The organism is Variovorax sp. NFACC27 (genome assembly GCF_048301545.1).
GTDB classification, from domain to species: Bacteria; Pseudomonadota; Gammaproteobacteria; order Burkholderiales; family Burkholderiaceae_C; genus Variovorax; species Variovorax gossypii.
Genome location: NZ_CP157613.1, coordinates 3,625,486 through 3,642,281 on the forward strand (window position 1 = coordinate 3,625,486; position 16,796 = coordinate 3,642,281).

The following is a 16,796-nucleotide window of genomic DNA, read 5'->3' on the forward strand; positions in this document are numbered from 1 at the left end:
GGCCCCCCGGGACCGGCGTTGTGTGCGCCGGACAGTAAACTCGGGGCCTGCTCGGATTGACACAGAAACACAGGACAGCGAGATAGAAAGCCATGGCCGGACATAGCAAGTGGGCGAACATTCAGCACCGGAAGGGCCGCCAGGACGAGAAGCGGGGCAAGCTCTGGACCCGCGCCATCAGAGAAATCACGGTGGCCGCCCGTGCCGGCGGCGCCGACCTGAGCGGAAACCCCCGGCTGCGGCTGGCGGTGGAAAAGGCCAAGGCGGTCAACCTGCCCATCGACACCATCAAGCGCAACATCGACAAGGCCACGGGCAACCTCGAAGGCGTCAATTACGAAGAAATTCGTTACGAAGGGTACGGCATCGGCGGCGCGGCGATCATCGTCGACACCATGACCGACAACCGCGTGCGCACCGTGGCCGAAGTGCGCCACGCGTTCTCCAAGCACGGCGGCAACATGGGCACCGAAGGCTCGGTGGCCTTCCAGTTCAAGCACTGCGGCCAGATCATCTTTGCGCCGGGCACCAGTGAAGACAAGGTTATGGAAGTGGCGCTCGAGGCAGGCGCCGAGGACGTCATCACCGACGACGACGGCGCCATCGAGGTGCTCACCGCCGTGGCCGACTTCGAATCCGTGAAGAACGCGCTCGAAGCCGCCGGCCTGAAGCCCGATGCGGCCGAAGTCACCATGCGCGCCGAGAACACCGTGGACGTGACCGGCGAGGACGCCGCAAGAATGCAGAAGCTTCTCGACGTGCTCGAGGACCTGGACGACGTGCAGGACGTGTATCACAACGCCTCGCTGTCCGAGTGAGCAGCCGTCGCCGAATGAATGTTTGTTGAATCACAGCGAGAAATGAAGGCCCGCGAATGAAGGTACTGGTAATTGGGGGAGGGGGCCGCGAACACGCTCTCGCATGGCGACTGGCTCAGGCTGCCCGGGTCAGCCGCGTGTACGTGGCGCCGGGCAATGGCGGCACGGCGAGCGACGAGCGCTACGACTGCATCGACATCACCGAACCCGCCGCGCTGCGCGAGTGGGCCATCAAGGAAAAAATTGCGCTGACCGTGGTCGGCCCCGAGGCGCCGCTGGCTGCCGGCGTGGTCGACGAGTTCCGCGCGCACGGCCTGCGCATCTTCGGCCCGACGCAGGCGGCCGCTCAGCTCGAGAGCTCGAAGGCCTTCTCCAAGGCCTTCATGAAGCGCCACAAGATCCCGACGGCCGAGTACGAGGCCTTCACCGACGCCGCGGCCGCGCATGCCTACATCGACGCCAAGGGCGCTCCCATCGTCGTCAAGGCCGACGGCCTGGCGGCTGGCAAGGGCGTGGTGGTCGCCATGACCGCGCAGGAAGCGCACGAGGCCGTCGACTTCATGCTGGTCGACAACAAGTTCGGCAATCCATTGGGAATTCAGCACAACGAAGGCGGCGCGCGCGTCGTCATCGAGGAATTCCTGCAGGGCGAGGAAGCCAGCTTCATCGTGCTGTGCGACGGCAAGAATGTGACCGCGCTGGCCACCAGCCAGGACCACAAGCGCCTGCTCGACAACGACGAAGGCCCCAACACCGGCGGCATGGGCGCGTATTCGCCTGCGCCCGTGGTCACGGCCGAGGTGCATGCGCGCGCCATGCGCGAGATCATCCTGCCGACCATCCGCGGCATGGAAAAGGACGGCATTCCGTTCACCGGCTTCCTCTACGCCGGCCTGATGATCGACGCCACCGGCCACCCGAAGACGCTCGAGTTCAACTGCCGCATGGGCGATCCCGAGACGCAGCCGATCATGATGCGCCTGAAGTCCGACCTGTTCGAGGTGTTCTGGCACGCCACCGACGGCACGCTCGACCAGGTCGAGCTGCAGTGGGACCGTCGCGTGGCGCTGGGCGTGGTGATGGCAGCGCACGGCTATCCGCTCTCGCCGCGCAAGGGAGACCGCATCACCGGCATTCCGGCCGAGGCGCCCGATGCGGTGGTGTTCCATGCGGGCACCACGCTCGACAACGGCGAGCTCAAGACCAGCGGCGGCCGCGTGCTCTGCGTGACCGTGCTGGCCGACAGCGTGAAGCAGGCGCAGCAGCGGGCCTACGAGGTCGCGGCGCGCGTCAGCTTCGACGGCGCGCAGTACCGCAAGGACATCGGCTTCCGCGCGGTGCACGCGCGCAACCCTCACGGCTCCTGATGCAGCAGACCAATCCGGCGGCCGTCGGCGAATACCTGCGCGGGCTGCAGCATTCGATCATCGCGGCGGTCGAGAAGGCCGATGGCGGCACCTGCGTGCGCGACGCCTGGCAGAAGGCGCCCGGCGAGCCGCTTCAGGGCAACGGCCTGACCTGCATCCTCGAAGGCGGCGAGCTCTTCGAGCGCGCGGGTTGCGGCTTCTCGCAGGTGCGCGGCCCGAAGCTGCCGCCCTCGGCCACGCAGAACCGCCCCGAACTCGCGGGCGCGCCTTTCGAGGCGATGGGCGTGTCGCTGGTGTTCCACCCGCGCAATCCGTACGTGCCCATCGTGCACATGAACGTGCGCATGCTGGCCGCGCTGCCTGAAGGCGGCGAGCCGGTCTGCTGGTTCGGCGGCGGCATGGACCTCACGCCCTGCTACGGCTTCGAGGAGGATGCGGTGCACTTCCACACCGTGTGCCGCGATTCGCTCGCCGCTTTCGGCGACGACAAGTACCCGCGCTTCAAGACCTGGTGCGACGAGTATTTCTTCCTGAAGCACCGCAACGAGCAGCGCGGCATCGGCGGCATCTTCTTCGACGATTTCTCCGAAGGCGGCTTCGAGAACGGCTTCGCGATGATCCGTTCCGTGGGCGACGGCTTCCTGCCGGCCTACCTGCCGATCGTCGAGCGCCGCCGCGCCACGCCTTACACCGAGCGCGAACGCAACTTCCAGCTCTACCGGCGCGGCCGGTACGTGGAGTTCAACCTCGTGTGGGACCGCGGCACGCACTTCGGCCTGCAGTCCGGCGGACGCACGGAGTCGATCCTGCTGTCGATGCCGCCACTGGCGAGCTGGGCCTACCAGCAGCAGCCCGAACCCGGCAGCCCCGAGGCCGCGCTGTACAGTGACTTCATCGTCCGACGCGACTGGTTGTGAGCCCTTCTTCCAGCAAGGCACCGCGCCGCATCGGCGTTTTCGGCGGCGCGTTCGATCCGCCGCACAACGCCCATGTGGCACTTGCCCAGGCTGCGATGGCGCAACTCGACCTGGACGAGTTGCATGTGATTCCCACCGGCCAGGCCTGGCACAAGAGCAGGGCGCTCACGCCGAAGGAAGACCGGCTCGCCATGACGCGGCTGGCCTTCGGCGACCTGAAGGGCACCGTCGTCGTCGACAGCCGCGAAGTGCTGCGCGACGGCCCGACCTACACGCTCGACACCCTGCACGAACTGCAGCGCGAGCAGCCCGGCGCGCAGCTGGTGCTGATCATGGGCGCCGACCAGGCCAGCGCGCTGCCGACCTGGCACGGCTGGCAGGATATACTCGGCATTGCTATTGTTTCTGTAGCGTATCGCGCACTATCGACGGGTGACACTGCCCGTTTTGATCCGAAAACGCTTCCCGGCCTCCCGGCTGGCGCGCATTTCGAGGCGCTCGAATTGCCTCCCATGGACATCAGCGCCACCGAGATCCGGCGGCGCGCAGCGCTCGGCGTGGACATTTCCTCGCTGGTTCCGCCCACGGTTGCACGCTATATTGACCAACACCACCTCTACCGCCCTGCCTGATGACCACTGAAGCCGCCGCAAAGAAAGACACCCAGAAACTCCAGCGAGCCATCATCGATGGCCTCGAAGACGTCAAGGCGCAGGACATCCAGGTATTCGACACGGAGCATCTCTCGCCGCTGTTCGAGCGCGTGATCGTCGCCTCGGGCACCTCCAACCGCCAGACGAAGGCGCTGGCCGCCAGCGTGCGCGACGCGGTGCGCGAAGCCGGCTTCGCCAAGCCGCGGGTGGAGGGCGAGGACAACGGCGAGTGGATCATCGTGGACTGCGGCTCGGCCGTGGCGCACATCATGCAGCCCGCCATCCGCCAGTACTACCACCTCGAAGAGATCTGGGGCGACAAGCCCGTGCGCGCCAAGCTCGGCGGCACCAAGCCCGCGGTGGCCACTGCATCCAAGGTCGGCGCCGAAGAGAAGAAGGCTGCCGCCAAGGCGCCGACGCTGCGCCGCTCGAGCGCCGCCAAGACCGCGATTCGCGCGGCCGAGCAGGAAGCCAAGGCTGCTAAGACCCCCGCCAAGAAGACTGCTGCGAAGAAGGCTCCCGCCAAGAAGGCCGCAACCACCACCGCGCGCGTGCCGGTCAAGGTCGTGGGCAAGCCCGCCGCCAAGAAGCCCGCTGCGAAGAAGACGACGGCCGCCAGGAAGGCGCCAGCCCGTCGCGCATGAAGCTGCTGGTGGTCGCCGTCGGGCAGCGCATGCCCGATTGGGCACAGACTGCCTGGGACGATTACGCCAAGCGCTTCCCGCCCGAGCTCAAGCTCGAGTTGCGCGCCGTCAAGACCGAGCCGCGCGGCTCCAAGACGCTTGAAACGCTCTACGCCGCCGAGCGCGAGCGCATCGAAGGCGCCATTGCGCGCGGCATGCGCATCGTCGTGCTCGACGAGCGCGGCACGGCGCTGACCACCAAGGCACTCGCCGCCCGTCTGCAGACCTGGCAGGGCGAGGGCGATGACGTCGCCCTGGTTATCGGCGGGCCCGATGGGCTCGACCCGGCCTTCAAGGCCGCGGCCCACGAACGCATCCGACTGTCCGACCTGACCCTGCCGCACGCGATGGCGCGGGTGCTGCTGGTCGAGCAGCTGTACCGGGCGTGGTCGGTCAACGCGGGCCATCCTTACCACCGCGAATGACGAACGCCGACGGGCAGGTCGCGTTGCTCGAGGAAAGAGGCCATGCGCTGGTGCCGGCGCTGTTGCCGCACGAGCTGCTCGACGCCACGGCGCAATCGCTCGATCACTGGTTGGGGCAGGCGGCGGGCAGCCGCAACCTCCTGGCCCATCCGTCGTGCAGCGAGATGGCCATCCAGCTGAAGGCGCGGCTTTCCGCCATGGGCCTGCTCGATGCATCGTCTGTTGCCGTGCAGTGCACGCTCTTCGACAAGACCGCCGACAGGAACTGGCTGGTCGCGCTTCATCAGGACACATCCATCCCCGCCTCGGGCGCCGGCATGCCCTGCGTCATCAAGGAGGGCGAGCCGTACGTGCAGCCACCGATCGACGTGTTGCAGTCGCTGCTCGCCGTGCGTGTGCATCTGGACGACTGCGGCGCCGATGCCGGGCCGCTGCGTGTCGTGCCGGGCAGCCACCGCGCCGGCCGGCTGGACGGCGACGAAGCGCAGGCATTGCGAGCGGCTCATGGCGAAACCGTCTGCACGGCGGCGCACGGCGACGCCTTGCTGATGCGCCCCTTGCTGCTGCACGCCTCGTCGCGCGCGAAGTCGCCGGCACGCCGGCGCGTCCTTCACTTTCTGTTCGGACCCGCGAGCCTGCCGCAGGGGCTGGTCTGGAACCACGTCGTGGCCGGCGAACAGCCGACGCCACAGGAGATTTGAGCCTTGCCGGATTTCATCTACCTCGCCTCGCAGAGCCCGCGCCGAGCCCAGCTGCTCGGCCAGCTCGGTGTTCGCCATGAACTGCTGCTGGCCGATGCCGACGAGGATGCCGAGTCGCTCGAAGCCGCGCTGCCCAACGAGGCGCCGGCCACCTACGTGCAGCGCGTCACCGGCCTGAAGCTCGATGCCGCCGTGGCGCGGATGCGCAAGCGCGGCCTGGCGGACGCACCGGTGCTCTGCGCCGACACCACGGTCGCGCTCGGCCGCACCATCCTCGGCAAGCCCGAGGACGAAAAGGACGCCGAGCGCATGCTGCGGATGCTCTCGGGCACCACGCATCGCGTGCTGACCGCGGTGGCGCTGCACCACGGCAGGAAGAGCCATGCGGCGCTCAGCGTGTCGCGCGTGCGCTTCGCCGACATCACCAAGGCGCAGGTCGCCCGCTATGCCGGAAGCGGCGAGCCGCTGGGCAAGGCCGGTGCCTATGCCATCCAGGGCGCTGCCGCGGCGTTCGTCGAGCACATCAGCGGGTCCTATTCGGGCATCATGGGACTCCCCATGTTCGAGACGGCAGGGCTGCTTCGAAACGCCGGCTTCAAAACCTGAGAATTCCATGCAAGACATCCTGATCAACTGGTCTCCGCAGGAGACCCGCGTGGCGCTGATCGAGCACGGTGCCGTGCAGGAGCTGCACGTCGAACGCACGCTGGAGCGCGGGCTGGTCGGCAACATCTACCTGGGCAAGGTGTCGCGCGTGCTGCCGGGCATGCAGTCGGCCTTCATCGACATCGGCCTGGAGCGCACCGCCTTCCTGCACGTGGCCGACATCGTGGCGCCGTTCACGCCGGGTTCGCGCCCCAGCGCGCCGGCGCCGGAGCGCGACCACCGCAACGGCGGGCCGATGGTGCCCATCGAGAAGCAGGTGTTCGAGGGCCAGTCGCTGCTGGTGCAGGTCATCAAGGACCCCATCGGCACCAAGGGCGCGCGGCTTTCCACCCAGATCAGCATCGCCGGGCGGCTGCTGGTGTTTCTCCCGCAGGACAACCACATCGGCGTGTCGCAGAAGATCCCGGCGGAGCAGCGCGAGTCGCTGCGCAGCCGGATGCTCGCGCTGATAGAAGCGGCCGCGGCTGCTGATAGCGGCGGCGTGGTGCCGGCCAACACGGGCGGCTTCATCCTGCGCACCAACGGTGAGGATTCGAGCGACGCCGAGCTGGCCGAGGACATCGCCTACCTGCGCAAGACCTGGTCGCGCATCCGCGAAGCCTCGATGCGCATGCCACCGATGTCGCTGCTGCACCAGGACCTGAGCCTGCTGCAGCGCGTACTGCGCGACATGACCGGCGAGGAGACGCAGACAATCCGCATCGACTCGCGCGAGCAGTTCGACGTGCTGCTGAAGTTCGGCCTCGAATTCATGCCCAAGGCGGCCGGCAAGCTGCAGCACTACAAGGGCGAGCGGCCGATCTTCGACCTGTATTCGGTCGACGAGGAAATCGCGAAGGCGCTGGGCCGGCGCGTCGACCTCAAGTCGGGCGGTTACCTCGTGGTCGACCAGACCGAGGCGCTGACCACGGTGGACGTGAACACCGGCGGCTTCGTCGGCGCGCGCAACTTCGACGACACCATCTTCAAGACCAACCTCGAGGCGGCGCAGGCCATCGCGCGCCAACTGCGGCTGCGCAACCTGGGCGGGATCATCATCGTCGACTTCATCGACATGGGCCGCGACGACCACCGAGAACAGGTGCTGGCGGAGTTCCGCAAGCAGCTCGCGCGCGACCGCGTGAAGACCACGGCGGGCGGCTTCTCGCAGCTGGGGCTGGTGGAAATGACGCGAAAGCGCACGCGCGAGTCGCTGGCGCACATGCTTTGCGAGCCCTGCATCGCCTGTGGCGGGCAGGGCATCGTGAAGACCGCGCGCAGCGTGGCCTACGACGTGATGCGCGAGATCCTGCGCGAGGCGCGGCAGTTCACGCCGCGCGAGTTCCGCATCGTGTCGTCGCCGCAGGTGATCGAACTTTTCCTCGACGAGGAGAGCCAGCACCTGGCAGGGCTGAGCGATTTCATCGGCAAGCCGATCTCGCTGCAGGCCGAGCCGGCGATCGGGCAGGGGCAGTACGACATCGTGCTGCTCTGAGGCAGCACGAGCTGCCCGTCAGAGCGTCGGATCCTGCCCCGGCGAGGCGCTGCGCATCGCCAGCGTCTGCAGCCGCGCATAGAGCCCGTCGAGCGCCATGAGCTGCTCGTGGCTGCCTTGCTCGGCGATGCGGCCCTGTTCCATCACGATGATCCGGTCGGCGTGCTGGATGGTCGAGAGGCGGTGCGCCACGATCAGCGTGGTGCGGTTCTGCATCAGGCGCTGAAGGGCGTCCTGCACAAGCCGTTCGGATTCGGTGTCGAGCGCCGAGGTGGCCTCGTCGAGCAGCAGCACGGGTGCATTCTTGTAGAGCGCGCGGGCAATGGCGAGGCGCTGGCGCTGGCCGCCGGAGAGCTGGGTGGCGTTGTGGCCCAGCACCGTATCGAGGCCCTGGGGCAGGCTCTCGACGTGCGCGCTCAGGTTGGCCGCTGCTATGCACTCCATCACGCGCTCGCGGTCGATCTCGGCGCCCAGCGCCACGTTGGCCGCCAGTGTCTCGTTGAGCATCACCACGTCCTGGCTCACCATCGCGAACTGGGCGCGCAGGCTCTTGAGCTGCCATTCGCTGGTGTCGTGGCCGTCCAGCAGCACCTGGCCGCCGCTGGGCTGCACGAAGCGCGGCAGCAGGTTGACCAGCGTGGTCTTGCCCGAACCCGAAGGGCCGACGAAGGCCACCACCTGGCCGGGTTCGATGGTCAGGCTCACGCCGTCGAGCGCGCGCTGCTCGTCATCGCCGCGGTAGCTGACCCGCACGTTGCGCAGCTCGATGCGGCCCTGGGCGTGCTCGATGCTGAACGTGCCCTGCGACTCGGGCGCCACGTCGTCGATCAGGATCAGCCCGCGTTCCAGCGCGGCGAGGCCGCGCGTGATCGGGCCGGCCACCTCGGCAAGGCGGCGGATGGGCGCGATCAGCATCAGCATGGCCGTGATGTAGGCGACGAAGCCGCCCACGGTGAAGCCCTGCTTGCCGCTTTGCCAGAGCGCGATCATCACCACCACCGAGAGCGCCAGCGAGGCCATCATCTGCGTGAGCGGCGTCGTGGCCGCCTGCGCGATGGTCGATTTCACGGCCAGCCGGTTCAGGCGCTGGCTCAGCTGCTCGAAGCGGCGGCCCTGTGCGCCTTCCGCGCCATGCAGCCGCACCACGCGGTGGGCGAGCACGTTTTCCTCGACCACGTAGGCCAGCTCGTCGGTGGCCTGCTGGCCCTGCTGGGTCAGACGGTAGAGCCGCTTGGAGAACACCTTCATGATCCAGGAGATGCTGGGCACCAGGAAGGCGACGATGAGAGTGAGCTTCCAGTTCAGGTAGATCAGGTAGCCCAGCAGGGCAACCAGCGTGAAGCCGTCGCGCGAGAGGCCGAGCAATGCCTGCACCAGCAGCATCGCGCCGGTCTGCACTTCATAGACCACCGTGTTCGACAAGGCGCTGGCCGATTGCCGGGCGAACAGCGCGAGCTCGGCACCGAGCAGCCGCTCGAACAGCACGCGACGAAGCTTCTGCATGCCTTCGTTGGCGATGCGCGAGAGCGCGTACTGGGAAATGAACTGTGCGATGCCGCGCACCGCGAACAGCAGCAGCACGGCGGCGGGAACGAACCACAGCGGCATCTCGCCGCGCGTGAAGCCCCGATCGAGCAAGGGCTTCAGCAGAGCAGCCATCAGCGGCTCCGTGATGGCTGCCAGCAGCGCCCCGCTCAATCCGAGAGCCCACCATTGGCGGGAGCCGCCGAACCAGGTCATGAGTCGCGCCAGACGGCGCATCAGGGGAGGGCGTGCGTTCTCGCCGCCGGGGGATGCTTGCATGGCGGCGGATTCTACGGGGCCCCTCGTGCGGGGCTTGCCGCAGCCGCGTCTGTAGGACTGCGCTGACGGATAAACGTTTTGTGACGGCGGCCCCAAGCCAGTGTGTAACATGTGGCCCGTTGAAGCAGGGGAGAACTTTTCACCCCGAAACCTCTCCGAACCGCATGAACAAGCCGTTGCCAGCTCAAATTCCAACTCCTTCTTCATCGCTATTTGCACGCCGCACCGTCATAGCGGCCCTCGCTGCCACCCCCATGATTCCCGCTCTGGCCCAGTTCCGGGTCGAGGTTTCCGGTGTGGGGCTCACGCAGTTGCCGATCGCGCTCGTTCCGTTCAAGGGACAGGAATCCTCCCCGCAGAAGATCTCCGACATCGTCCAGGCCGACCTGGAGCGCAGCGGCCAGTTCCGTGGCGTCGATGCTTCGGGCCAGGCTCTCGACGAGGCATCGCGCCCCGATCTTTCCCTGTGGCGCCAGCGCACGGCCGATTCGCTCGTGGTCGGCAGCGTTACGCGTCTGGCAGACGGCCGCTTCGACGTGCGTTTCCGCCTGTGGGACGTGGTGAAGGGCCAGGACCTGGGCGGCCAGAGCTACACCGTTCCCCAGGGCGACCTGCGCCTGGCTTCGCACCGCATCGCGGACTATGTGTACGAGAAGCTGACTGGCGAAAAGGGCATCTTCTCGACCCGCATCGCCTACGTCACGAAGGCCGGCAGCCGCTACTCGCTGTGGGTGGCCGACGCCGACGGCGAGAACGCCCAGGCCGCACTCGCCAGCCCCGAACCCATCATCTCTCCGTGCTGGTCGTCCAACGGCCAGCAACTGGCCTACGTGTCCTTCGAGTCGCGCAAGCCCGTGGTGTACGTGCACAACGTGGCCACCGGCCAGCGCCGCCTGCTCGCGAACTTCAAGGGTTCGAACAGCGCTCCGGCCTGGGCGCCCGATGGCAATTCGCTCGCCGTCACGCTCAGCCGCGACGGCGGCTCGCAGCTTTTCTCCATTCCGGCCAGCGGCGGCGAACCGCGCCGCCTGACCCAGAGCTCCAGCATCGACACCGAGCCGGTGTACTCGGCCGACGGCGGCACGATCTACTTCGTGAGCGACCGCGGCGGTGCTCCCCAGATCTACAAGATGAGCGCCGGCGGCGGCAGTCCGACCCGGGTGACCTTCAGCGGCACCTACAACATCTCTCCGTCTGTCAGCGGCGATGGCCGGTGGTTGGCCTACATCTCGCGAGTGGGCGGCGCCTTCAAACTCCACGTGATGGAGTTGGCAACCGGCAACGTCAGCGCGATCACCGACACCTCCGCGGACGAAAGTCCGAGTTTTGCTCCGAACAGCAAGCTGATCGTCTACGCAACGCAGTTGCAGGGCCGCGAAGCCCTGATGACGACCACGCTCGATGGAAAAATAAAGGCACGACTGGCGGGACAGGCGGGAGACATCAGGGAACCGGACTGGGGTCCGTTTCAAAAGCAATGACTAAGGTTTATTTGAGGAGTTTTCAAAAATGTTGAAACGTACGATCTATTCGCTGGCCATCGTGGCTCTCATCGCCGGTTGCTCGTCGGGCACCAAGCTCAACGAAACGCCGGTGACCGACCGTTCCGGCACCGCCGGCGGCCAGCAGGGCGCCAGCACCGTGGCTCCTGTCACCATCGATCCGACCGCGGGCACCGCGCAGGGTCCGGTGGGCGTGGCGCGCATCGTGTATTTCGACTACGACAGCTACACGGTCAAGCCCGAGTTCCAGTCGGTGATCGACGGCCATGCCAGGTTCCTGAAGGCCAATCCGCAGCGTCGCATCTCCATCGAAGGCCACACCGACGAACGCGGCGGCCGCGAGTACAACCTTGCGCTGGGCCAGAAGCGTTCCGAAGCCGTGCGTCGCGCGCTGACCCTGCTGGGCGTGAACGACAACCAGATCGAGGCCGTGAGCTTCGGCAAGGAAAAGCCTGCCGTCACCGGCTCCGGTGAAGAAGTCTGGGCGCAGAACCGTCGCGCCGAAATCCGCTACACCCGGTGATGCCACGCGTCATGCTGAGAGGCGCGGCGCTGGCCGCTGCCTTGCTTTGCGTCTCGGCGGCGTCGCAGGCCGCGCTGTTCGAGGATGACGAGGCTCGCCGCGCCATCCTCGACCTGCGCCAGCGCGTCGAGGCCATGCGCCAGCAGACCGACCAGCGGCTGACCGACGAAAACGGCCAGCTGCGCCGCAGCCTGCTCGACCTGCAGAACCAGATCGAGCAGATGCGCGGCGACTTGGCTCGCATGACCGGCCAGAACGAGCAGCTCACGCGCACGCTGAGCGAAATGCAGTCGCGCCAGACCACCATCGACGACAAGCTCAAGCAGAGCGAGCCTTCGAAGGTGTCGGTGGACGGCCGCGAGTTCAATGCCGACCCGAAGGAAAAGGCCGATTTCGAGGCCGCCCTCGGCGTGTTCCGCTCGGGCCAGTTCGCACAGGCGCAGACCGCGTTCGCCGAATTCGTCAAGCGCTACCCGCAAAGCGGCTACAACGCCTCGGCGCTGTTCTGGCTGGGCAATGCGCAGTACGCCACGCGCAACTACAACGAGGCCATCGCGAACTTTCGCTCCATGCTCTCGCTCGCGCCCGACCATGCCAAGGCCCCCGAGGCCGTGCTGTCGATCGCGAACTGCCAGATCGAGCTGAAGGACACGCGCGCCGCGCGCCGCACGCTGGAAGACCTGACCAAGGCCTACCCGCAGTCGGAAGCCGCGCAGGCCGGCCGCGAACGTCTCTCGCGCCTGCGCTGATGCGGGCGGAGCATTCCGCTTGAGCACCATCATCGCCAACGCGTCCATCACCACTCTTCCTCCAGCCGCCGCGGATGTCGTCACGGACACCGCGGCGCCTGACTTTGCGCGCCGCTTCGGCGGGCTCGAGCGGCTGTACGGCGTGGCCGGCGCCGCACGCATCCGCAATGCGCATGTGCTGGTCGTCGGCATCGGCGGCGTGGGCTCGTGGGCCGTCGAGGCGCTGGCGCGCAGCGGAGTGGGGCGGCTGACCATGATCGACCTCGATCACGTGTCGGAGTCGAACATCAACCGCCAGATCCATGCGCTCGACGCGACCGTGGGGCAGGCCAAGGTCGAAGCCATGCGCGATCGCATCGCGCAGATCAACCCCGAGTGCAAGGTGCAGGCCATCGACGATTTCGTCGAGCCCGGCAACTGGCTTTCGCTGCTCGAGGCTGCGCAGGCTGCGAACGGACCGGCAACGGCCGTCATCGACGCCTGCGACCAGGTGAAGGCAAAGGTGGCCATGGCGGCATGGGCGCGCGCGTCCCGCAGCAGCTTCGTCACGGTCGGCGCGGCGGGCGGCAAGCGGCAGGCGCACAAGGTCGACATCGAAGACCTGTCGCTGGTCACGCACGACCCGCTGCTGGCCCAGCTCCGCCAGCGCTTGCGCAAGGAGCACGGCGCCCCGCGCGAGGGTCGCAAGATCGGCGTTGCCTGCGTGTTCAGTCGCGAGAGCGTGGCCCCGCCGGATGCCTCGTGCGCCATCGAAAGCGGCGACGGTTCGCTCAACTGCCACGGCTACGGATCGGTGGTCAGCGTGACCGCGACTTTCGGTCAATGCGCGGCAGGTTGGGTTCTGGACAAAATCGCGTCCAACGTCGCGCTATAATCTTTGGCTTTGCCGGATATCACTTCCGGTAAAAAGCAAAAAATGGTTCCGGGACGTTAGCTCAGTTGGTAGAGCAGCGGACTTTTAATCCGTTGGTCACTGGTTCGAATCCAGTACGTCCTACCAGACCCCCTTCAAAATCCTCAAGTGCCTGTGGCGCTTGAGGATTTTTTCATGGTCGATGTGAAATCCGGGGCGAGTTGGGAGCCCGCGCAGTGGAGCAACCCATGCCAGGACACGACAGTGATACTCGCGGTTGATGTCGACTACCGGGGAGCCGGCGGTGTCGCTGCCGGCGTGCTGCTTCGAAACTGGAGCGATGCTGTTGCGGCGCGGGAGATCGTCGTTCGCATTCCTGCCGTCGCCGAGTATGTTCCCGGCGAGTTTTTCCGGCGCGAGCTGCCGTGCATCGAGGCTGTGCTGAAGGAAGTCAGCGAGCCCCTCGAATGCATCGTCGTCGACGGCTACGTGACTCTTGGCGATCCGCCGCGGGATGGCCTCGGTGCCGCGCTCTGGAACAAACTGGAGCGAGCGGTACCGGTCGTCGGCGTGGCGAAGACGAAGTACCTCGGTGTTCCGCTGGAGGCCTTCCTTTTTCGCGGAGGCAGCAGCCGACCGCTCTTCGTCACTGCGGCCGGAATGACGTGCGACGAAGCGAAGCGCCGGGTGTTGTCGATGGCGGGAAAGCACAGGCTGCCGGACATGCTCAAGCATGTCGACGGAGTGGCTCGAAGAGGCACGGGGTCCGATCCTGCTCAGGCGGCAGGCTAGGCGATCAACTGCTCAGTCTCCACATCGAAGAAAACCACCTTCGACAGATCGACCGAAAACCGGGCCCGAGCACCAGCCGACAGCGCCACATCCGGCGGCAGGCGCGCCGTGAAGTCATGCCCGTCGATGTCCAGCAGCACCAGCGTGTCCGCGCCGGTCGGTTCGACCACCTGCACACGCGCTTCCAGATGGCAATGCGAGGGGCCGGGCTCCGTGCTCGCGGCGGCCAGGTCCACGGCCTCGGCTCGCAGTCCGACGATCACATCTCGCCCGGCCAGTACGACCTGCGGCACCGCGGACAGCACACCCGGCGGCAGCTTGATCGCGGTAGCCCCGACACCGCCATCGCCGCCCACCAGCTGCAACTCGCCATGCCGCTCGCTCGCCATCCGCATCTTCAGCAGGTTCATCCGCGGCGACCCCATGAAGCTCGCCACGAAGGTATTCGCCGGCCGGTTGTAGACCTCGTGCGGCGTGCCCAGTTGCTGCAGCACGCCGCCCTTCATCACCGCGATGCGCGTGGCCAGCGTCATGGCCTCGATCTGGTCGTGCGTGACGTAGACGATGGTGGCGTTGAGCCGCTGGTGCAGCTTCTTGATCTCGGTGCGCATGTCCAGCCTGAGCTGCGCGTCGAGGTTGGACAGCGGTTCGTCGAACAGGTAGAGCTGCGGCTCGCGCGCCAGTGCACGCCCGATCGCCACGCGCTGGCGCTGGCCACCGGAGAGCTGGCGCGGCTTGCGGTCCATCAGGTGGCCGATCTGCAGCAGCTCGCCTACCTTCTTTACGCGCTCGGCGCGCGTGGCCTTGTCGACCTTGCGCATCTCCAGCGGAAACTCGATGTTCTTCGCCACCGTCATGTTGGGGTAGAGCGCGTACGACTGGAACACCATCGAGATGTTGCGCTCGGCCGGCGCCGCCTGCGTGATGTCGTTGCCGTTGAGCTGCAGGCGGCCTTCGGTGGGCTCTTCCAGCCCCGCGATGATGTTCATCAGCGTGCTCTTGCCGCAGCCAGAGGGGCCGACGAGCACGAGGAATTCACCGTCTTCGAGCGCGATGGAGATGTCGTGCAGGATGTGTACAGGGCCGAAGCTCTTGCGGATGCCAATCAAGTCCAGGGATGCCATTCACTACCTAACAAGCTAACTAGCCTTTGACCGAGCCGGCCATGAGGCCGCGCACGAAGTACTTGCCGGAAACCAGATACACGATGAGCGTCGGCAGCGCCGCGATGAAGGCGCCCGCGAAGTGCACGTTGTATTCCTTCACCCCCGTGGAGCTGTTGACGAGGTTGTTCAGCGCCACCGTGATGGGAAACGAGCTGTAGTCGCTGAACGAGGCCCCGAAGAGGAACTCGTTCCAGATGTTGGTGAACTGCCAGATCACCGTCACCACGATGATCGGCGTGCTGTTGGGCAGCAGGATGCGCCACAGCACGCCGAAGAAGCCCGCGCCGTCCATGCGCGCCGAGCGCACCAGCTCCTGCGGAAACGCGGCGTAGTAGTTGCGGAAGAAGAGGGTGGTGAAGCCGATGCCGTACACCGTGTTGACGAACACCAGCCCCGTCACCGTGCCCGCGATGCCCAGCAGGCCCAGCGTCTTGGCCATCGGTATCAGCACGATCTGGAACGGGATGAACACCGAGAACAGCATCGCCGCGAACAGCAGGTGCGCGCCGCGCACCCTGAACTGCGTGAGGATGTAGCCGTTCACCGCGCCGATCAGCGTCGACAGCACCACGCCCGGCACCACCAGCAGGAACGAGTTGATGAAGTAGGGCTTGAGCCCCGTGGGCTGCACGCCGATCTGCGCGGTGCTCCAGGCGGCGCGCCAGGGCGCGAGGGTCCAGTCGACCGGCAGCGTCATCAGGTTGCCGTTGCGGATCTCCTCCAGCGGCTTCAGCGAGTTGACGACCATCACGTACACCGGCATCAGGAACACCAGTGCCATCACGGCCAGCAGCGCGTAGAGCGCAAGGCGCAGGCTTTTCTCAGCCATTGTTCTTCGCTCCCCGCATCTCGCGCAGCAGGTAGGGCACCACCACGACGCTGATCGCAATCAGCATCAGCACCGAGCTCGCCGCGCCCACCGCCATCTCGTTGCGCGCGAAGGTGTACTGGTACATGAAGACCGAGGGCAGCCAGGTCGAGCGGCCCGGCCCGCCGTTGGTCAGCGCGATCACCAGGTCGTAGGACTTGATCGCCATGTGCGCCAGGATCACGAAGGCCGAGACGAACACCGGCCCCAGCTGCGGAATCACGATGCGCGCGTAGATCTGCCAGGTGCGCGCGCCGTCCACGCGCGCGGCGCTGATCTGCTCGCTGTCCATGCCGCGCAGGCCGGCCAGGAACATCGCCATCACGAAGCCGGAGGTCTGCCACACTGCGGCGATGACCACGCAGTAGATGGCCATGTCGCCGTCCTTGATCCAGCCGAAGGAGAAGTTGCTCCAGCCCAGGCTCTGCAGCGTGTGCTCCAGGCCGACGCCGGGGTCGAGCAGCCATTTCCAGGCCGTGCCGGTGACGATCAGCGAGAGCGCCATCGGGTAGAGGAAGATGGAGCGCAGCACGCCCTCGGCGCGGATCTTCTGGTCGATCAGGATCGCCAGCGCCAGCCCCAGCACCATCGCGATGACGATGTAGAGGCCGGCGAACACCGCGAGGTTGTGCAGCGACACCTCCCAGTTCTCCAGCCCGAGCAGCCGTTCGTAGTTCGCCGTGCCCGCCCACTCGGCGGTGGGCAGCATCGTCGACGCCGTGAACGACAGGTACACCGTGAACATGATGTACCCGTACACGCAGACCAGCACGAGCAGGGCGCTGGGGCTCAGCAGGAGCCGGGGGAGCAGGTTGTTGTGAGCTTTCAAGAGCGGC

At 66.7% G+C, this 16,796-nt stretch carries 18 protein-coding genes and 1 tRNA gene; 15 read left to right on the forward strand and 4 right to left on the reverse strand.

The window, feature by feature from the left end; all coding sequences use genetic code 11:
* Window positions 1-92 precede the first annotated feature (92 nt).
* Genes ABL840_RS17025 through rng form a run of 9 tightly spaced genes read left to right on the forward strand, consistent with a single transcriptional unit; the run spans window position 93 to window position 7,704 of the window.
* The gene (locus ABL840_RS17025) at window positions 93-818 is read left to right on the forward strand and encodes a YebC/PmpR family DNA-binding transcriptional regulator (RefSeq protein WP_093302800.1); all 726 of its coding nucleotides are present in this window, start codon (window positions 93-95) and stop codon (window positions 816-818) included.
* Between the two features lie 56 nt (window positions 819-874).
* Window positions 875-2,185 (forward strand): phosphoribosylamine--glycine ligase, encoded by a 1,311-nt coding sequence (gene purD / locus ABL840_RS17030; RefSeq protein WP_093195373.1) that lies wholly within the window; start codon window positions 875-877, stop codon window positions 2,183-2,185.
* Complete coding sequence (hemF, locus tag ABL840_RS17035; protein ID WP_093302802.1) at window positions 2,185-3,102, forward strand: oxygen-dependent coproporphyrinogen oxidase; 918 nt, start codon at window positions 2,185-2,187, stop codon at window positions 3,100-3,102. The genes purD and hemF overlap by 1 nt, the downstream gene beginning before the upstream one ends.
* A complete protein-coding gene (nadD, locus tag ABL840_RS17040; protein WP_093302806.1) occupies window positions 3,099-3,734 on the forward strand; it encodes a nicotinate-nucleotide adenylyltransferase in 636 nt (211 codons plus the stop codon). The genes hemF and nadD overlap by 4 nt, the downstream gene beginning before the upstream one ends.
* Window positions 3,734-4,399: a ribosome silencing factor gene (rsfS, locus tag ABL840_RS17045; RefSeq protein ID WP_093302809.1), complete on the forward strand. Its 666-nt coding sequence runs from the start codon at window positions 3,734-3,736 to the stop codon at window positions 4,397-4,399. Before nadD ends, rsfS begins: the two co-directional genes overlap by 1 nt.
* On the forward strand, window positions 4,396-4,863 hold the full coding sequence (gene rlmH / locus ABL840_RS17050) for a 23S rRNA (pseudouridine(1915)-N(3))-methyltransferase RlmH (RefSeq protein WP_070060813.1): 468 nt from the start codon (window positions 4,396-4,398) through the stop codon (window positions 4,861-4,863). The genes rsfS and rlmH overlap by 4 nt, the downstream gene beginning before the upstream one ends.
* On the forward strand, window positions 4,860-5,564 hold the full coding sequence (locus ABL840_RS17055) for a phytanoyl-CoA dioxygenase family protein (RefSeq protein ID WP_093302812.1): 705 nt from the start codon (window positions 4,860-4,862) through the stop codon (window positions 5,562-5,564). The genes rlmH and ABL840_RS17055 overlap by 4 nt, the downstream gene beginning before the upstream one ends.
* Window positions 5,565-5,567: 3 nt before the next feature.
* Window positions 5,568-6,170, forward strand: coding sequence for a Maf family protein (locus ABL840_RS17060; RefSeq protein WP_093302814.1), 603 nt, complete (start codon window positions 5,568-5,570; stop codon window positions 6,168-6,170).
* A 7-nt stretch (window positions 6,171-6,177) separates the two neighbouring features.
* Complete coding sequence (gene rng / locus ABL840_RS17065; RefSeq protein WP_093195367.1) at window positions 6,178-7,704, forward strand: ribonuclease G; 1,527 nt, start codon at window positions 6,178-6,180, stop codon at window positions 7,702-7,704.
* 18 nt (window positions 7,705-7,722) lie between these two features.
* On the opposite strand, the gene msbA is transcribed toward rng, so the two are convergent.
* On the reverse strand, window positions 7,723-9,507 hold the full coding sequence (gene msbA, locus ABL840_RS17070) for a lipid A export permease/ATP-binding protein MsbA (RefSeq protein WP_093302817.1): 1,785 nt from the start codon (window positions 9,505-9,507) through the stop codon (window positions 7,723-7,725).
* A gap of 254 nt (window positions 9,508-9,761) precedes the next feature.
* On the opposite strand from msbA, the gene tolB reads away from it, so the two are divergent.
* The 6 genes from tolB (at window position 9,762) to ABL840_RS17100 (ending at window position 13,926) form a co-directional block, all read left to right on the forward strand.
* Window positions 9,762-10,988 carry a Tol-Pal system beta propeller repeat protein TolB gene (gene tolB, locus ABL840_RS17075; RefSeq protein ID WP_218152970.1) on the forward strand — a complete coding sequence of 409 codons (1,227 nt, stop codon included), beginning with the start codon at window positions 9,762-9,764 and terminating at the stop codon, window positions 10,986-10,988.
* Between the two features lie 28 nt (window positions 10,989-11,016).
* Window positions 11,017-11,532, forward strand: a complete 516-nt coding sequence (gene pal, locus ABL840_RS17080; RefSeq protein ID WP_093195364.1) for a peptidoglycan-associated lipoprotein Pal — start codon at window positions 11,017-11,019, stop codon at window positions 11,530-11,532.
* Window positions 11,532-12,281, forward strand: a complete 750-nt coding sequence (gene ybgF / locus ABL840_RS17085; protein WP_093195363.1) for a tol-pal system protein YbgF — start codon at window positions 11,532-11,534, stop codon at window positions 12,279-12,281. The genes pal and ybgF overlap by 1 nt, the downstream gene beginning before the upstream one ends.
* A gap of 46 nt (window positions 12,282-12,327) precedes the next feature.
* Complete coding sequence (locus ABL840_RS17090) at window positions 12,328-13,155, forward strand: ThiF family adenylyltransferase (RefSeq protein ID WP_418116368.1); 828 nt, start codon at window positions 12,328-12,330, stop codon at window positions 13,153-13,155.
* A 50-nt stretch (window positions 13,156-13,205) separates the two neighbouring features.
* Window positions 13,206-13,281 (forward strand) — tRNA-Lys (locus ABL840_RS17095).
* A 48-nt stretch (window positions 13,282-13,329) separates the two neighbouring features.
* Window positions 13,330-13,926, forward strand: coding sequence for an endonuclease V (locus ABL840_RS17100; RefSeq protein ID WP_418116312.1), 597 nt, complete (start codon window positions 13,330-13,332; stop codon window positions 13,924-13,926).
* Here the strand turns inward: ABL840_RS17100 and ABL840_RS17105 are convergent.
* From ABL840_RS17105 to ABL840_RS17115, 3 genes are read right to left on the reverse strand one after another with little or no spacing between them, the layout of a single operon-like run.
* Entirely contained in the window at window positions 13,923-15,050 is a 1,128-nt protein-coding gene (locus tag ABL840_RS17105; RefSeq protein ID WP_093302825.1) for an ABC transporter ATP-binding protein, read from the reverse strand. The two genes, ABL840_RS17100 and ABL840_RS17105, sit on opposite strands and share 4 nt — an antisense overlap.
* Window positions 15,051-15,069: 19 nt before the next feature.
* A complete protein-coding gene (locus ABL840_RS17110) occupies window positions 15,070-15,921 on the reverse strand; it encodes a carbohydrate ABC transporter permease (RefSeq protein ID WP_093302828.1) in 852 nt (283 codons plus the stop codon).
* Complete coding sequence (locus ABL840_RS17115) at window positions 15,914-16,789, reverse strand: carbohydrate ABC transporter permease (RefSeq protein ID WP_093302832.1); 876 nt, start codon at window positions 16,787-16,789, stop codon at window positions 15,914-15,916. The genes ABL840_RS17110 and ABL840_RS17115 overlap by 8 nt, the downstream gene beginning before the upstream one ends.
* Between the last annotated feature and the right edge of the window lie 7 nt (window positions 16,790-16,796).